General features: G+C 65.2%; 12 protein-coding genes. 7 read left to right on the top strand and 5 right to left on the bottom strand.

Annotated elements, in window-relative coordinates:
* Positions 1 to 9: 9 nt before the first annotated feature.
* Positions 10 to 948 (bottom strand): TIGR01459 family HAD-type hydrolase, encoded by a 939-nt coding sequence (locus tag C0606_04345; GenBank protein ID PLX37536.1) that lies wholly within the window; start codon positions 946 to 948, stop codon positions 10 to 12.
* 170 nt (positions 949 to 1,118) lie between these two features.
* Entirely contained in the window at positions 1,119 to 1,652 is a 534-nt protein-coding gene (locus tag C0606_04340; GenBank protein ID PLX37535.1) for a GcrA cell cycle regulator, read from the bottom strand.
* 389 nt (positions 1,653 to 2,041) lie between these two features.
* On the opposite strand from C0606_04340, the gene C0606_04335 reads away from it, so the two are divergent.
* From C0606_04335 to C0606_04315, 5 genes are read left to right on the top strand one after another with little or no spacing between them, the layout of a single operon-like run.
* Positions 2,042 to 3,250, top strand: a complete 1,209-nt coding sequence (locus C0606_04335; protein ID PLX37534.1) for an acetylornithine transaminase — start codon at positions 2,042 to 2,044, stop codon at positions 3,248 to 3,250.
* Positions 3,247 to 4,185 (top strand): ornithine carbamoyltransferase, encoded by a 939-nt coding sequence (argF, locus tag C0606_04330; GenBank protein ID PLX37533.1) that lies wholly within the window; start codon positions 3,247 to 3,249, stop codon positions 4,183 to 4,185. Before C0606_04335 ends, argF begins: the two co-directional genes overlap by 4 nt.
* Positions 4,185 to 5,189, top strand: coding sequence for an Hsp33 family molecular chaperone (locus C0606_04325; GenBank protein ID PLX37532.1), 1,005 nt, complete (start codon positions 4,185 to 4,187; stop codon positions 5,187 to 5,189). The genes argF and C0606_04325 overlap by 1 nt, the downstream gene beginning before the upstream one ends.
* Positions 5,190 to 5,235: 46 nt before the next feature.
* On the top strand, positions 5,236 to 6,672 hold the full coding sequence (locus C0606_04320; GenBank protein ID PLX37531.1) for an efflux transporter periplasmic adaptor subunit: 1,437 nt from the start codon (positions 5,236 to 5,238) through the stop codon (positions 6,670 to 6,672).
* Entirely contained in the window at positions 6,669 to 10,202 is a 3,534-nt protein-coding gene (locus tag C0606_04315; GenBank protein PLX37530.1) for an AcrB/AcrD/AcrF family protein, read from the top strand. The genes C0606_04320 and C0606_04315 overlap by 4 nt, the downstream gene beginning before the upstream one ends.
* 26 nt (positions 10,203 to 10,228) lie before the next feature.
* Here the strand turns inward: C0606_04315 and C0606_04310 are convergent, their stop codons facing one another.
* On the bottom strand, positions 10,229 to 10,789 hold the full coding sequence (locus C0606_04310; protein PLX37529.1) for an alpha/beta hydrolase: 561 nt from the start codon (positions 10,787 to 10,789) through the stop codon (positions 10,229 to 10,231).
* Positions 10,790 to 10,956: 167 nt separating this feature from the next.
* Positions 10,957 to 11,604: an alpha/beta hydrolase gene (locus tag C0606_04305; GenBank protein PLX37528.1), complete on the bottom strand. Its 648-nt coding sequence runs from the start codon at positions 11,602 to 11,604 to the stop codon at positions 10,957 to 10,959.
* 233 nt (positions 11,605 to 11,837) lie between these two features.
* Between C0606_04305 and C0606_04300 the strand changes: the two genes are divergently transcribed.
* Complete coding sequence (locus C0606_04300) at positions 11,838 to 12,590, top strand: fatty acid hydroxylase (GenBank protein PLX38663.1); 753 nt, start codon at positions 11,838 to 11,840, stop codon at positions 12,588 to 12,590.
* Between the two features lie 29 nt (positions 12,591 to 12,619).
* Here the strand turns inward: C0606_04300 and C0606_04295 are convergent, their stop codons facing one another.
* Entirely contained in the window at positions 12,620 to 13,660 is a 1,041-nt protein-coding gene (locus tag C0606_04295; protein PLX37527.1) for an ABC transporter substrate-binding protein, read from the bottom strand.
* A gap of 95 nt (positions 13,661 to 13,755) precedes the next feature.
* Here C0606_04295 and C0606_04290 point away from each other — a divergent pair, with 95 nt between their 5' ends.
* Positions 13,756 to 16,137: a hypothetical protein gene (locus C0606_04290; GenBank protein PLX37526.1), complete on the top strand. Its 2,382-nt coding sequence runs from the start codon at positions 13,756 to 13,758 to the stop codon at positions 16,135 to 16,137.
* Positions 16,138 to 16,150 lie beyond the last annotated feature (13 nt).

The raw sequence follows: 16,150 nt of genomic DNA, 5'->3' as shown, positions 1-16,150 counted from the left end.
CCTGCCCCGTCAGGGCCGTCCCAGAATGAAATCCGGTACGATGCCCGAGGCCGCGATCGCGCCATGCGGGTCGCCCTCGGCGAGCAGGCCGTAGCCGGCGACGAGCGCGGTGCGCACCCCGGCAGCAGCTCCGCCCAGCACATCCGTGTGCAGCGTATCCCCGACCATCACCACCCGCTCGCGCGGGACCCTGTCGCCAAACCGCTCGAAGGCGAGTTCGTAGATATTGGCGAACGGCTTGCCGAAGAATTCCGGTTCGACCCCGGTCGCGTCCGCCAGCCGGTGCGCATAGTAGCCAGGCTGCACTGCGAGCCCGCTTGCAAGCGGTGCCACCAGGTCGGGATTGCCGACGAGAACCGGCCGGGGAGAGCGGAGAAGCGCGGTGGCGAGCAGATCCTGACGCCGCTCGCTCCATTCCCCGCTGCCGATCAGGATGAACCCGTCGACGGCGTCGTAGATTGCCGGGTCGTCACCAAGGAAGATGCAGTGCGCGCCGAGATCGCCGACATCGAAGCTGCGTGACGCCATGATGCCCCAGCGGCGCGCGTCGCGCTGGCTGAGCGCGTGTGTCAGCGTGTCCCGGCTCGAAACCACCTGATGCGGTTCGAAGTCGTAACCCATGCGGTCATAGCGCGCGAGCAGGTGGCTAGCCGGATAGGCCGCGGCGTTGGTGACCACATAGACCTGTTTGCCCTCACTGCGCAGCCGGGCGATCCGTTGCGCAACGCCGGGGATCGGCTCCTCGCCGATATTGAGCACGCCGAATGCGTCGAGCAGGAAGACGTCGTGTTCGTCGGCAAGGTCCGCCATCGTCGCCGCCATCTGCGACGTGGCCGGGAAATCGGCTTGCGGAAGGCGGTGCCGCACGGATTGGTACATCGCGAAGGCCTGATCCGCCTCCGCGATCGCCTCGCTGGCGACGGTCACTTCCGGATTGTGGTCCGACATCGGCGTTTGATCTCCGCGGGTTCGCCGCACTGGTAGCCTGACAGGGCCAGCGGTCGCAACCCGAGCAGATTGGCCATCAAAAAAACGGCCGCCGAAGCGACCGTTTCAAGATGCCATCTGTGGCAGCGGCTCGGGAACCGACAGGAGCCGCGAACAGAGGGAGGAACCAATCAGCCGCGCGCGGCGCGCTTGTCGCGGCGCCGGTCGCTGGCCGGCTGGTAGGCGATGCGGGCGTGGTGCTCGCAATAGGGAACGCCCGGATCCGAACGGCGGCCGCAGAAGTAGAAGTCCTCGCTGGTCGGATCGCCGATCGGCCATTTGCACTTGGATTCCGTCAGCGTGAGGATCGTCGCCCGCTCCTCGATCGGGATCACCAGATCCGCGACCGGCGCCGGCCGACGCTCGACCACCGGCTTGGGTGCCGGCACGTAGTCCGCCTTCAGAGCCGTCGCGCCAACAGTCCGCGGCGCCGAGGGGCGCGCTTGCGACTGGCTCGATCCGGCCGCGCCGGAGGAGCTGCGCGGCTTGCGCGGCTTGGAGGATTGCGATGCCGTCTTGCCGCGGCCCGACAGGCCGAGACGATGCACCTTGCCGATGACCGCATTGCGGGTCACGCCGCCCAGTTCGCCGGCGATCTGGCTGGCGCTCAGCCCGTCCGCCCACAGCTTCTTGAGCAATTCGACCCGTTCATCTGACCAGGACATCCATTTCGCTCCATTGTTGTCGCGCGGTGGGATCGGCCCCGGATAGGGGCACCGGACTCGGAATCCGCCCCCGTTCGGGTTCGCACCCGCCCAAGACAGTGTCCGGTTACTGACTGAAAACTACGACCCGCCGCACGAGATGTCGTATCGATTGCTTGCGAAGCTACAATATCGCGTGACTCCGGCGCAACCCTTGGCAAGCGCGTCGCCGCCGCCCTTGGGGACTTTTCCCCAATAATTGTGGCAGCTCCGAGTCACCGCTGTCGGAAAGCGGAAAACCCCGGGAAGTCTTGACAAAAACGGCCCTTAACGGTGTATAACGACCGCTTGTTCGTGCCGCCGTGCCCATCGGCGGCACGTGTCATTTGGGGCCTGTTTTGGGGACACAGATGGAAAAGCCGGCGCTTTATGCAACCTATGCGCGGGCGGACCTGGCCTTTGAAAAAGGCGAGGGCGCCTGGCTCGAAACCGCCGATGGCAGCCGTTATCTCGATTTCGGCTCCGGCGTTGCCGTGACTGTGCTCGGTCACGCACACCCGCACCTTGTCGCCACCTTGAAGGCGCAGGCGGAAAAGCTCTGGCACGTCTCCAACATCTACCGAATTCCCGACCAGGAACGGCTCGCCCGACGCCTGTGCGAAGCGACCTTCGCCGACCGGGTCTTCTTCACCAACTCCGGTGCCGAGGCGCTTGAGGCGGCGATCAAGACCGCGCGCCGCTACCACTATGTCGAAGGCCATCCCGAACGCTTCCGCGTCATCACCTTCGAGGGTGCCTTTCACGGCCGTACGCTGGCGACCATTGCCGCCGGCGGCCAGGCGAAATATCTCGAAGGCTTCGGCCCGAAGGTCGAGGGCTTCGATCAGGTCCCGTTCCTCGATGAAGACGCGCTGAAGGCGGCGATCGGCCCGGAAACCGCGGCGATCCTCGTCGAGCCGGTGCAGGGCGAGGGCGGCGTGCGCCCGGTGCCGCACGGCTTCCTGAAGCTGCTGCGCAAGCTTTGCGACGACAACGGCCTGTTGCTGGTGTTCGACGAGGTGCAGACCGGCGTCGGCCGTACCGGCCGGCTGTTCGCGCACGAACTGGCGGGTGTTGCGCCCGATATCATGGCCGTTGCCAAGGGTATCGGCGGCGGCTTCCCGTTCGGCGCCTGTCTCGCCACCGAAGAGGCGGCCAAGGGCATGACGGTCGCCACCCATGGCTCGACCTATGGCGGCAACCCGCTCGCCATGGCCGTTGGCAACGCCGTGCTCGATGTGGTTCTCGAAGACGGCTTCCTCGATCATGTCCGCGCCATTGCCGGCAAGTTGAAACAGCGGCTTGCCTCTGTCGTCGACACCCACCCCGACGTTTTCGAGGGGCTGCGCGGCGAGGGCCTTCTGCTCGGCATCAAGTGCAAGGCGGCCAATACCGATGTCATCGCCGCCGCGCGCGAGGAGAAGCTTCTGTTGATCGGCGCCGGTGACAATGTCGCCCGCGTGCTGCCGCCGTTGACCGTTACTGAATCCGAAATTGAAGAGGCTGTCCGCCGGCTTGACGCCGCAGCCTGCGCGATCGAGGCGCGGATGGCAGACAACACGAAAGGAACCGAGGCATGATGACCAACGGTTCAGCCAAGCATTTTCTCGATTTGACCGATATCCCGGCCGCGGAGCTGCGCCAGATCATCGACAACAGCCGCACCATCAAGGCCAACCGCAACGGCGCGCGCCGCGGCGACGGCCCGCTTGCCGGCAAGGTGCTGGCTATGGTTTTCGAGCAGCCCTCGACCCGCACGCGCGTCTCGTTCGACGTCGGCATGCGCGAATTGGGCGGCGAGACCCTGATGCTGACCGGCGCGGAAATGCAGCTCGGCCGCGGCGAAACCATCGCCGATACGGCCCGCGTTCTGTCGCGCTTCGTCGACGCGATCATGATCCGCATTCTTAGCCACGAGGATCTGATCGAGCTGGCGGAAAACGCCACCGTGCCGGTTATCAACGGCCTGACCAGATTCTCCCATCCCTGCCAGATCATGGCTGACGTGATGACCTTCGAGGAGCATCGTGGCCCGATCGAGGGTCGCAAGATCGCCTGGACCGGCGACTCCAACAACGTGCTGACCTCATGGATGCAGGCGGCCGAGCGCTTCTCGTTCGAGCTGCGCGTGGCGACCCCGCCGGAACTTGCGCCGGATGCCGATCAGGTTGCCGCGATCCGCAGCGCCGGCGGCGACATCATCGTCACCAACGATCCCTTCGAGGCCGTCGATGGCGCCGATTGCGTCGTCACCGACACCTGGGTTTCGATGGGCGACGAGGAAGCCGCGCGGCGGCATAACCTCCTGATGCCTTATCAGGTCAATTCCAAGCTGATGGGCGCTGCCGACAGCGACGCGATCTTCATGCATTGCCTGCCCGCGCATCGCGGCGAAGAGGTCACCTCGGAGGTTATGGACAGTCCGCAGTCGGTCGTCTTCGACGAGGCCGAGAACCGCCTGCACGCGCAAAAGGGTGTGCTCGCCTGGTGCTTCGGCACCGAGGTGCCTGCCTGATGAACGATACCATTATCGGGGACGGGGAGCTGGAGCCGGTCGATCCGGATTCCGTGCTGCCCTTTGCCGTGCCCGGCCTCGATATTCGCGGCCGCACGGTGCGTCTTGGTCCGCTGCTCGACAGCATTCTCCTCCGCCATGCCTATCCGCCGGCGGTGTCGCGCCTGCTCGGCGAGGCGATGGCGCTGACGGCTCTTCTCGGCACGGCGATGAAGATCGACGGGCGCTTCCAGCTGCAGACCTCGACCGACGGCCCGGTGTCGATGATCGTCGTCGATTACCGGGTGCCCGAGGCAATCCGCCCCTACGCCCGCTTCGATGCCGATGCGGTCGCGGCGGCCGAACGCGACGGGCGTGCGACGCCTGCCGATCTGCTCGGTCACGGCCATCTCGCCATGACGGTCGATCCGGGCGCCGGCATGCAGCGCTATCAGGGCGTTGTCGCGCTCTCCGGTCAGTCGCTCGAAGACGTCGCGCACGACTATTTTGCCCAGTCCGAGCAGATCCCGACGCGGGTTCGGCTCGCGGTCGCCGAGACCATGATCCGTAACGGCGACGGCGCCAAGGCCGGCTGGCAGGCCGGCGGCATTCTGATCCAGTTCCTGCCGGATTCCCCCGAGCGGTTGCGCCGTGGCGATCTGCACCCCGGCGATGCACCCGATGGCGCTGCCACCACCGGCGAGGTCGAGGATGATGCCTGGCTGGAAGCCCGCAGCCTTGTCGAGACGGTCGAGGACCATGAACTGACGGATCCCGGCCTGGCGCTCGAAACGTTGCTGTTCCGGCTCTATCACGAGCGCGGCGTGCGGGTCTTTTCGCCGCAGCCGTTGATCGACCGCTGCGGCTGCTCGCGCGATCGCGTGGCCGAGATGCTGGCCCGCTTCCAGCCCGAGGAACGGGCGGAAATGATCGTCGACGGCGAGATCGTGGTGACCTGCGAGTTCTGTTCCAGCCACTATCACTTTGACCCGACACAGTTCACCGTGCCGAGCGATCAAAATTAGATTACGCGAATTTAACTTGCAGTCACCGAAGTGCCCTATATGACTCCTGAGGTACTGGCTGCGAGAAGGTTGGCACGTGAAACCGCTCGAAATCGATGACGTTCGCACCGTAAAGATCCACAAGAAACGCAGCCTGTGGTGGGCTATTCCGCAGACGATCGTTCCGATCGCCGTGATTGCGCTTGCCGTTTTCGGCGCCAAGTTCCTTGTCGCGACCAAGAAGGACGTGCCGCAGCGTCCGCCGCGCGAACAGGTCTACATCATCGACAGTGTGAAGGCCGCGTATGCCGACCACCGTCCAGCCATTCAGGTTTACGGCTCCGTTGTCGCCGGCCAGACCGTCGATTTGCGCGCCCTCGTCGCCGGTGAGGTCGTTGCGTCCAATCCGGCGCTGAAGGTCGGCGCGCGCGTGTCCAAGGGCGATGAACTGCTCACCATCGACCGCTTCAACTATGAGGGCGCCGTCACCGAAGCGCGCGCCAACCTCGCGGAAGTCCGCGCGTCGCTTGCCGAACGCGAAGCGTTGATCCAGGTCGAGGAGGGCGACATCGTGCGCTCCCGCGAACAGCTCGAACTGGCGAAGAAGGATCTTGCCCGCGCCGAAAAACTGTTGGCGAGCGGCAACGTCACCCCGCGCGGCGTCGACGAACGCCGTCTCGTTCTCAGCCAGCGGGAGCAAAGCCTGGAGCGCTCGCAGAACAAGGTCCGCGCCGAAAAGGCCACGCTGGAACGCCAGAGGGTTACGCTCGCGCGCCTGGAATGGCGGCTCGAGCAGGCCGAGCGCAATTTGCGTGACACGGTGCTGAAAGCGCCCTTCGACGGGGTCGTGATGTCGGAATCCGCCGACCTCGGCCGCCTTTTGAATGTCAACGACGTCGCCGTCAGCCTCTACGACGTCAATTACCTTGAAGTCCGTTTCACTCTGTCCGACTTCAAATACGGCCAGTTGCTCGGTGAGAACGAGTCGCTGATCGGTCGCAAGGTGAGCGTGACCTGGAATGTCGGCGAGGAGCCGGCGCGCTATGAAGCCGTCATCGACCGGGTCGGCGCCGAGATCAATACACAGCGCGGCGGTGTCGACGTCTTTGCGCGTATCGTCGACGAGCGGGCCGGTGACGAACTGCGCCCCGGCGCCTTCGTTCAGGTCAGTCTGCCGGGCCGCGAGTTCCCCCACACCGTGCGCCTGCCGGAGACCGCCGTGTATGGCGGCGATCATGTCTTCATCGTCAAGGAAGGCCGGCTCGAACGCCGCGAGGTGAGCGTTGCCGCCTATGACGATGACGCGGTCCTCGTCACCGGTTCGCTCGACTGGGGCGACGACGTGCTGACAACCCGCATTGCCGAAGTCGGCGAGGGACTGCGCGTGCGCGGTGAGAAGCTGGACAAGCAGCCGAAGTCGGCTGCGCCGAGCGACGGAGCCAAGAAGCCGGTTCGCCCGAGCGAGACGGTCGGCGGCGGCAACACGATGGACAGCATGCGATGAGCCGCGATCTGAATGATCACGGTCTCGTTTCGGTCTTCGTCCGCCACCCGAACGCGGCCAATCTGCTGATGGTGCTGATGATCCTGTTCGGCCTCTACGGGCTGGCCAAGATCAACACCCAGTTCTTCCCGACCGTCGAAACCAAGCGGATCCTGATCACCATTTCCTGGCCCGGCGCCAGCGCGGAAGACGTCGAGGCCAACATCCTCGGCGCGGTCGAACCCGAAGTCCGCTTCGTCGATGGCGTCGATGAGATCACCTCGTCGGCGCGCGAAGGCAGTGCCTCGATCATCATGGCGTTCGACCCGGCCGCCGACATGCAAAAGGCGCTGTCGGATGTGGAGTCCGCCGTCGCTCAGGTCACCACGCTGCCTGAAGACGCCGAAACCCCGGTCATCCAGTTTCCGCGTTTCTTCGACCGCGTCGCGCGACTGTCGATTTCAGGTCCCTTCTCGGAAGCCGCCATGCGGGTCTACGCCAAGCGTATTCGAGACGATCTGATCTCGCGCGGCATCGACCAGGTCAATTTCAACGGTATGCGCGACGAGGAAATCCACGTCGAAGTGCCCGAGCGCGAGCTGCGCCGGCTCGGCATGACCGTCGGCGACATTGCCACGAAGGTTGCCGGCAATACCCGCGACCTGCCGTCGGGCCAGATTCGCGGCCCGATCGAAAAGCAGTTGCGCGCGGTGACACCGGGTGAGACGCCCGAAGCGATCCGCACCATGGAGATAAAGAGCTTCCCGACCGGCGAGCGGGTGCGGCTGCGTGAGGTGGCGAGCGTCGAACGCGCCTTCAACCGCGACGATCCGCGCGGCTTCGCGTTCGGCGAGCCCGGCATCGAGATCACCGTCAACCGCTCGGTAAACACCGATACCCTGCAGGCGGCGGAGACTCTCAACAGCTACCTCAAGGAAGCCCGCTCGATCTTCCCGCCGACGCTGAAGATCGCCGTCTACGACGACCGCTCCGACAAGCTGTGGGAGCGTATCAACCTGCTCTTCAAGAACGGCGGCCAGGGCCTGATCCTCGTCGTCGGCATCCTGTTCGTTTTCCTCAACGCCCGCATCGCGCTGTGGGTGGCCGCCGGCATCCCGGTCGCTATGATGGCGACGCTCGGGATCATGTATGCGAGCGGTCAGACCATCAACATGATGTCGCTGTTCGCGCTGATCATGACGCTCGGCATCATCGTCGACGACGCCATCGTGGTCGGCGAACATACGGCAACCCGATCCTCGGCGGGTGACGATCCCGTCACCGCGGCCGAACGCGGCGCCGGTCGAATGATCACGCCCGTGATCGCAGCCAGTCTGACGACCATGGCAGCCTTCGCACCGATGTTCCTCATTCGCGACGTCATCGGCCAGATCATGGGGTCGCTGCCGCTCGTCGTCATCGCGGTGCTGGTCGCCTCGCTGATCGAGTGCTTTTTCGTTCTGCCCGGCCACCTGTCGCACGCGCTCGGCAGCCGCCGCGGGGGCGCCTGGTCGTTCTGGCGCCAGTTCTTCGTCGCGCTGGTGCTGGCCGTCGCCGTAACCATCATTCCCGACGGTATGCACGCCGCTCCGGTTCCGGGCTTCACGGACACCTCGGCGTCTTTGGCGGCCCTCAAGGCAGCCATTGCCAATGTCGAGATCTGGACAGTCGTCGCTGGTGCGTTCGGGCTTCTGGCGGCGCTTTTCGCCGATGCGGTCACCTGGCTGATTTACGGGATTTCCCTGCTGCTCGCCGGCGTCTCCTCAATGATGACGATGCTGCGCGGGGCGCTGGCTGGCGCGGGCTTCGCGATCGTCGTTGCGGCCGGTGCTTTCGCCATTGCAGCTCTCATCGAGTGGTTCATCAGCCATCACGAGGGCAAGGCACATAATGCGCACGCCGAGCAACGCGGCTTCCGCCGTGCGTTCGACCGGGGGTTCAACGCGTTTCGCGATGGACCGTTCCGGCGCATGGTGGCGCTGTCCTATCACTGGCGCTATTCGACCGTGGCAATCGCTGTCGGCCTGATCACGCTGATCGGCTACGGCCTTGTCGCCGGCGGCCGTGTCGGCTTCGTCTTCTTTCCCTCGCCGGAAGCGGAATCCATCCGCGCCTCGGTGGAATTCAATGCGGGCATTCCCGAAGATGAGGCGATTGTCGCGCTCAACCGGATCGAGACCGCGCTGACCGCCGCCGAGACGACGCTGTCTGGCGCGAATGGTGAAAAGCTGGTCGTTGCGTCCTTTGTCACGCTCGGCAAGTCGGGCCGCACGCGCGGCGACAATGTCGCCGAGATCGACGTGCAGCTGACCCCGTCGGAAGACCGCACGATCCGCACGCCCGAGATCGTCAAGGCGTGGAAGAGCCATTTGCCGGATATTGCCGGCACCAAGCGCGTGGCGGTGTTCGAGCGCCGCGGCGGCCCACCCGGTCGTGACATCGACATCCGGCTGATGGATGCACCGCCGGCGGTTCTGAAAACGGCGGCGGCGGATGTGATGGAGCTGCTGTCCGGCTTCCCCGGCGTATCGGGCGTTGCCGACGACCTGCCCTTTGGCAAGCCGGAACTGGTCATGGAACTGACTCCGCGCGGCGCCGCGCTCGGTTTCACCATCGATGAGGTCGGTCGCCAGATCCGCAATGCCTTCGAAGGGGCCATTGCGCGCCGTCTGGCCGTTGGTGACGACGAGATCGTCATTAGGGTCATCAAGAAGATGGATCGCAAGGGCGACGCGCAATTGCGCACCTACGAGCTGCGTGCGCCGTCCGGCGAGTTCGTGCCGCTGAGCGAAGTCGTGTCGTTGTCGGAGCGTCAGGGTTTCTCGGTCATCCCGCGTGAGGATGGCCGCCCGGTCGTCTCGGTCACCGCCGATGTGGATTCCGACATCACCTCGAACAAGGAAATCATCGACACGCTCAACGACGGCGCGCTCGCCAAGGTCGCCGGAACCTACAATCTCGTCTACGAGTTTTCCGGCCGCGAGGAAGAGCGCAAGAAATCCTTTGCCGATCTGCAGATCGGCACAGGCATCGCATTGATGGTCATCTACATCATCCTCGCCTGGATTTTCGCCAGCTACTGGCGCCCGCTCGCGGTGATGCTGATCATTCCCTTCGGCTTTGTCGGCGCCGTCGCCGGCCACGCGATCATGGGCTTCAAGCTGACCATATTGTCGATGATCGGCCTGCTCGGCCTTGCCGGTATCCTGGTCAACGACTCCATCATTCTCGTCGGGCGCATCGACGAGCGGCTGGAAGAGGGCGACGATCTCGAAACGTCGTCGATCGGTGCCAGCCAGGATCGTTTGCGCGCGGTGTTGTTGACCTCGCTGACGACGATCTGCGGTCTCGCGCCGCTGCTGATGGAAAAGAGCCTGCAGGCGCAATTCCTGCTGCCGATGGCGATCACCATCGTCTTCGGCCTCGGCTTTGCGACCCTGCTCGTGCTGTTTCTCGTGCCCGCCCTGATCGGCATCGGCGGCGATATTTCGAACTCGCTGAAGGCGCTCTACGGCCGCCGTCACGGCCACGGCGGGTTCCCGGCAGAGTGACCGGCTGAACCCGAACGGACGCCGATCTAAAATCCGCGTACATATGCGGCGACGACCTCGGCCATCTGCCGCGATCGCTGGTTGCGCTCGGCGTCGGTGCACACTTCGGGAAACAGATCGTGCATCCCGTCCGCGAACCAGTGAAATGTCACGCTTGCGGGCAGGTCCAGGCCTTCGAACATCTCCGGTGTGCCGTAAGGATCCTGTTCACCTTGCATGACGAGGAGGGGAAGGCGTGCCTCAAGAAGCGGCTTCAGCCGCACGATCTCCCGCCGTTTGGGAGGGCTGAGCGGGTAGCCGAGACTGACGATGCCGCAAACACGCGGGTCCAACGAGGGAGCCCGGCCAACCCATGCCGCGACCCGGCCCCCCAACGATTTTCCGCCGATCACGACGGGTCCGTCGCTTCCCGCGAGTGTGGCCGCAATGGCGGCCCTGAATTCCACCACCAGTTCCGAAATCGGCGACTCGGGCTGCTTCGGGTTGCGCGTGAGGCGTTCCGTCATGAAGGCGAATTCGAAACGCGCTGTCGTCACGCCGAGCGATGCCAGATTCTGCGCGAGCGGGGAAAGGAATGGCGTATCCATTCCCGCGCCGCTGCCATGCGCGAGAAGGAAGGTGCCCTGTGAACGCCCGTCGGGCCGGGTCCAGAGAATGTCAGTCACGAATGCCCTTTCGAAAGTCTGCCACCGACCGACCGACGGTGAGGGAAGCCGTCAAAGGCAAACAAGTCGATTGTTTTTCCGGTCGACTGTCAGCTGCCCGAAACGCGCGCGAAAAATGCCGAAATCGCTTCCGCTGTCCGCTGCAGATTGCCGGTGCGCGTCGCTGCCGCCCGTCCGCGTGGCGCGAGATCGTGGTCGCCGTCATCAAGCCACATCACCGAAACGGAGGCGGGAAGCGGCAGCGCCTCGACCTCCTCGCGTTTGCCGAACGGGTCACGCTCGCCCTGCGCGATGAGCACTGGCAAGCGGGCACCCAGAAGCGGATCGAGCCGCACCGCGTCGGGCTTGCCAGGCGCATGAAACGGGTAGCCAAGGCAGGCGACGCCGCACACGCGGGCGTCGAGTCCTTCGAGACCTGCGACCATCGCCGCGACCCGTCCGCCCATCGACTTGCCGCCGATTACCACCGGTCCATCGCACCCGGCGAGCACCTCGGCAATGGCCGCCTCATATTCCGGAATGAGCTTGTCGGCGCGGGGCGGCGGGCGCTTCGACCCGCCTGTCCGCCTTCCTGCCATATAGGCGAATTCGAACCGCGCGGTCGTTATCCCGAGCGCCAGAAGATTTTCCGGGATCGCCGCCATGAACGGTGAGTCCATACCGACACCGGCGCCATGCGCGAAGACGAATGTGCCGTGCGAAGGGCCCTCGGGCCGGGTCCAGAGAATGTCGGTCATGTGAACGTCCGTGATTGTGCTGTCGGCCGATCCGTCGCTAGAGTGACAGGCGACAGGAAAGAATTGGTTCCTATATAAACGAACAGCGGTGCTGGCGGAGCCCGCTCGAAGGTCGTGCGAACCACACAATAGGGGAGGCAGTGAGCGTGTTGGAGTCCTTTCCCGGAGGCGAGGCCGGTTTGCGCGTCGGCGTGTTCCTGGCCGTTCTGGCGGTGGTTGCCGTCATCGAGACGATGATGCCGCGCCGACCGTTGCGCGCCGTCAAGACGCAGCGTTGGACGACCAATTTCGGTCTCGTCGTGATCGACAGCATCGCCGTGCGCCTGCTCGTGCCTCTGGCCGCGATGGGTGTGGCCGCGCTTGCCGCCGAACGCGGCTTCGGCCTGCTTCACTGGATTTCCGTGCCGTCCTGGCTCTCCTTCGTGATCGCGCTGGTGGTGCTCGATTTCGCCATCTGGCTGCAGCATCTGGTCGCCCACAAGGTGCCGATCCTGTGGCGCCTGCACCAGGTGCACCATGCCGATGTCGATTTCGACGTCTCGACGGCGCTGCGCTTTCACCCGATCGAGATCCTTGCTTCCATGCTTTGGAAGATGCTGGTGGTCGCCGCCATCGGCGCACCGGTGATGGCCGTGCTCGTCTTCGAGGTCGTTCTCAACGCGATGGCCATGTTCAATCACGGCAACATCCGCCTGCCGCGCGCGCTCGATGCGGTGCTGCGCCTGTTCGTCGTCACCCCCGACATGCATCGCGTCCATCATTCGGTGATCCGTCGCGAGACGGACTCCAATTACGGCTTCAACCTGTCGCTCTGGGACCGGCTGTTCCGCACCTATCGCGCCCAGCCGAAATACGGCCATGACGGCATGACGATCGGTCTGGAAAGCTATCAGGACGCTGGCCCGAGCCGGCTCGGCTGGAGCCTCATTTTGCCGTTCCGTGCCACGGCCGACGACGGCAAGGAAGTGGAGCATCCGGCCGAATAGGCCGGAGCACTCCGTGCCGGCGTTGCCCGTCAGTAGAAGCTGACCGGGAAATAGCGCAGATAGAGTTCTTCGTAGCGTCCGCTGTCGTAGATACGGCGAAGCGCGTAGTTGATCGCGTTGCGCAGGCGCGCATTGTCGGGTGCCATGGCGACCGCGAACCCCTTGCCGAAGAAGGCGGTATCGGAAAATGGCCCACCGATGAAGCTGCAGCAGCCGTTCGCCTCGGTGCCCGCCAGCCAGAAGCCGAGCGACATGCCGTCGCCGAAATGCACGTCGACATCGCCCGACTGCAGCGCTGCGCGCGCGCGGGCGGGTGTCTGATAGGTGGCGATGCGCGACTTGGTGAAATAGCGGTGCAGATAGGCCTCGTGCGCGGTGCCGATGACGGCGGAAATCCATTTGCCGTCAAGCCCCTCCGGCGTCGCCTCGAGCCCACTGTCCTGCTTGGCGATGAACCGCCCGGGGAGCCGCAGATAGACGTCGGAAAAGGCCAGTGTCTTGCGGCTTTCCGCGGTGATGTCGATGCCCGCGACGATGGCGTCGCCGCGATTGTCCTCAAGCGCCGTTTGCAGATCCTCGAACTTGCGCAGCTGGATCGTGCATTCGGCTTCGAGTGCTTCGCAGATCGCCCGCGCCAGATCGACGTTGAAGCCGGACAGCCGGCCGTCGGGCGCTATGAAATTGAACGGCGGGAAGCCGGGGCTGGTCAGAAAGCGGATCGCGACGATGCGCTTCGCCGGTTTCTCGACCGGGGTCTGCGGGTCCCAGAAACTCGGCACATGCGGCTCAGGCGCAGCCAGGAACGGCTCAGTGAGCGGTTCCTTGACCGGCTCTTCCTCAGGCTTTTCAGCTTTTTTCTGCGCCTTCTCCGACGGCTGCTCGGGATTGGGCGTATCAGCGGCCGTCGCCGCACCATCGCCTGCCGCGGGCGCCTTTTCGTTCGTCACCGCGTCCGGCGGGCTCGCAGGGAGCTGCGCGTTCGCAGGCAGCGTGGCCGCGAGGACGAAAACTGACAGCAGCCAGAAAGCGAGAAATTGCCGCATGCGTTCCAACACGTCGTGGGTGAACACTCGCCGGTTGCAACCGGCTGTGATATGACTGTCGCCGGGCTGAGAAGCGCAGGCGGTCGGAGTTTACGGGACCGTCGGCGTTCGGAAAAGGGGCGATGTCGACGACCGTTCCTCACGATCGGGAGAATGAGAGGGTTGCGCCTATTCATGCGGCCGTGCCGGGGCTTGGCGTAGCCGGAAAACTCGCACTACCGGCGAAAGCGCCACAACGGCGGGACCACGCTGCTGAACCACCGCTTCCAGATGATATCAACTTCCTCCTGGCCTCCGGCCATTCGCCCCTGAGCCTCGCCCGTGCCGCCCGAATGGCGCGGGAAAGGGGAGCTCCTGCCGCGCTTGAGCTGTTCCGTTCCGGCGATATCGACGAACGTACCTACTATCGCGCGCTGGCCGAGGCGGAAGGCCTCGTCTTTGTCGATGGCCCGCGTTTGCCAGTGTCCGACGCAGATATCCAGTCGCTGGCGTTCGCCGGCTCGCGCGACCTGCCGCTGATCCGCCTCGCACCCGATGTCCTCGGCGGTCGCGTCGCGGTTGCCCCGGCTCTCGATCGGATCGGCGGATTGCGCCGTCAGTTGCAGGCCGCGCCCGAACTGCGCCATCGCCTCGTCGTCGTTGCGCCGAAAACCATCCGTGCAACACTGGCCGCCGCCCGTACGGCCTTGTGCCGGCAGGTCGAAACGACCCCCGCGGTGCTGTTAGGTCTGGCCGGCGCCGCGCCGGACGATCTGGAACAGGTGATCGCAGATGCGGCGCACACAGGTCGCGATCCTCTCATTCTCGCCATTCGCCGGGGCATCGTCGAGGAAGCCCGGCTTGCTACGAGGCTCGCGCGGCTCTACGGAGTTGCAACTGTCAGCGAATTCGATGCACTGCCGGAGGTTGGAAAGCCGCGTCTCGGTGCCGGTGTCTCGCGCATCCGCCATGCGCGCGGCATCGCCACGCCGGTAACACCGAGCAGCGAGGGCATCGCCCGTCTCGCCCGCAGCCGGACGGAGAAGCGTGCTCGCTCGCCTGCCATCGTCACCGAAAAGGCGTTGCGCGAGGCCCGCCGCCGCCGCGATGCGCTGCCCGCGCTCGATGATGCGATCAACCGGCTGCGCAACATCGCGCCGGAGCTCTCCGCCGCCAATGCCTTTTCCAACAAGACGCTGGTTGGGTCTGTGCTGGTCGGGCTGGCCTTGTGCGCCGCGTCGGTTGTGGGCGGGGCGACGGCGCTCGGCGTGGTCAACGCCCTGCTCGCCGCAGTGCTGGTGTTCCTCGCAGCCATCCGCATGGCGATTCTGATGAGTGGGGAGGGCAGGCCGGAGACGCCCCGGCTCGCCGGTGTGGATCTGCCCGGTTACGCGGTGCTCGTGCCGCTCTACCGCGAGGCCGAGTCGATCACCGATCTGGTTGCTGCGCTCGTCCGCTTCGACTACCCGCCGGACAAGCTCGACATCAAGCTGATCGTCGAGGCAGACGATCTGGAAACCCGCATGGCGCTGGAGCGGACGGTGTTGCCGCCCTGGTTCGATGTCGTCGTCGTGCCCGCCGCCGCGCCACGCACCAAGCCGAAGGCGCTTGCCTTCGCGCTGCCGGAATCGCGCGGCGATCTCATCACGATTTACGACGCCGAGGACCGCCCGGAACCGGACCAGCTACGCAGGGTCGCCGAGGTGTTTGCCGCAGGACCCGATGATCTCGGCTGCATTCAGGCACGCCTTGCCGTCGACCACGCCGGCGACACCTGGTTCACCCGCCATTTCGCGCTCGAATATGCCGTACTGTTCGACTGGGTGCTGCCCTGGCTTTCGAGCCGCCGCATTCCATTTCCGCTCGGCGGCACGTCAAACCACATGCGCCGCGCCGCACTGCAAAGCGCTGGCGACTGGGATCCCTTCAACGTCACCGAGGACGCCGATCTCGGCATTCGTCTCGCCCGTTACGGCTGGTCGCTGTCGGCCATCGACAGCGACACCTGGGAGGAAGCGCCGCTCGACCTGAAAAGCTGGTTCGCCCAGCGCACCCGCTGGCACAAGGGCTGGCTGCAGACCTGGTTCGTCCATATGCGCCGCCCGCTCGCGCTGTGGCGGGATCTCGGCCCGCTTGGCTTCACCGCGTTCCAGCTGATCATCGGCGGCGGGCTTCTGGTGCTGGCGCTCCATATGGCGTTTTCCGCCGTGCTCGTCTCGTGGGGCCTGCTGGCGCTTGCCGGTATCCCACCGACGTTGCCATCGCCCGTCGCGGGTGGCCTCTATGCGGCGGTGTTCCTGATCGGCTACGGCACGGCGGTCGCGCTGGTCATAAGGGCCGGCCGCCGGCGAGGTTTGTCAGTCTCGCTGCCACAGATCGCGAGCCTGCCGGTCTATTGGCTATTGATGGGGATCGCGCTGTTCGCGGCCCTGCGCGAGCTGATTCGCCGGCCCGATCACTGGGCCAAGACCACCCACGGCATCGCCCGGCGCCCAAGCCGCACGGCTCCGGCGATTGAGGACTGAACTGGCGGCTGAA

This window comes from Hyphomicrobiales bacterium, from assembly GCA_002869065.1.
Lineage (GTDB): Bacteria > Pseudomonadota > Alphaproteobacteria > Rhizobiales > Rhodobiaceae > Rhodobium.
The sequence above is the reverse complement of the archived record's forward strand: the minus strand, read 5'-3'. Positions and strand labels throughout refer to the sequence as shown.

What these genes read in the sequence shown, in the direction of transcription:
- C0606_04345 (PLX37536.1), bottom strand. Translation starts at nt 948, where the DNA reads ATGTCGGACCACAATCCGGAAGTGACCGTCGCCAGCGAGGCGATCGCG.
- C0606_04340 (PLX37535.1), bottom strand. Translation starts at nt 1,652, where the DNA reads ATGTCCTGGTCAGATGAACGGGTCGAATTGCTCAAGAAGCTGTGGGCG.
- C0606_04335 (PLX37534.1), top strand. Translation starts at nt 2,042, where the DNA reads ATGGAAAAGCCGGCGCTTTATGCAACCTATGCGCGGGCGGACCTGGCC.
- argF (PLX37533.1), top strand. Translation starts at nt 3,247, where the DNA reads ATGATGACCAACGGTTCAGCCAAGCATTTTCTCGATTTGACCGATATC.
- C0606_04325 (PLX37532.1), top strand. Translation starts at nt 4,185, where the DNA reads ATGAACGATACCATTATCGGGGACGGGGAGCTGGAGCCGGTCGATCCG.
- C0606_04315 (PLX37530.1), top strand. Translation starts at nt 6,669, where the DNA reads ATGAGCCGCGATCTGAATGATCACGGTCTCGTTTCGGTCTTCGTCCGC.
- C0606_04310 (PLX37529.1), bottom strand. Translation starts at nt 10,789, where the DNA reads ATGGATACGCCATTCCTTTCCCCGCTCGCGCAGAATCTGGCATCGCTC.
- C0606_04305 (PLX37528.1), bottom strand. Translation starts at nt 11,604, where the DNA reads ATGACCGACATTCTCTGGACCCGGCCCGAGGGCCCTTCGCACGGCACA.
- C0606_04300 (PLX38663.1), top strand. Translation starts at nt 11,838, where the DNA reads ATGATGCCGCGCCGACCGTTGCGCGCCGTCAAGACGCAGCGTTGGACG.
- C0606_04290 (PLX37526.1), top strand. Translation starts at nt 13,756, where the DNA reads ATGTCGACGACCGTTCCTCACGATCGGGAGAATGAGAGGGTTGCGCCT.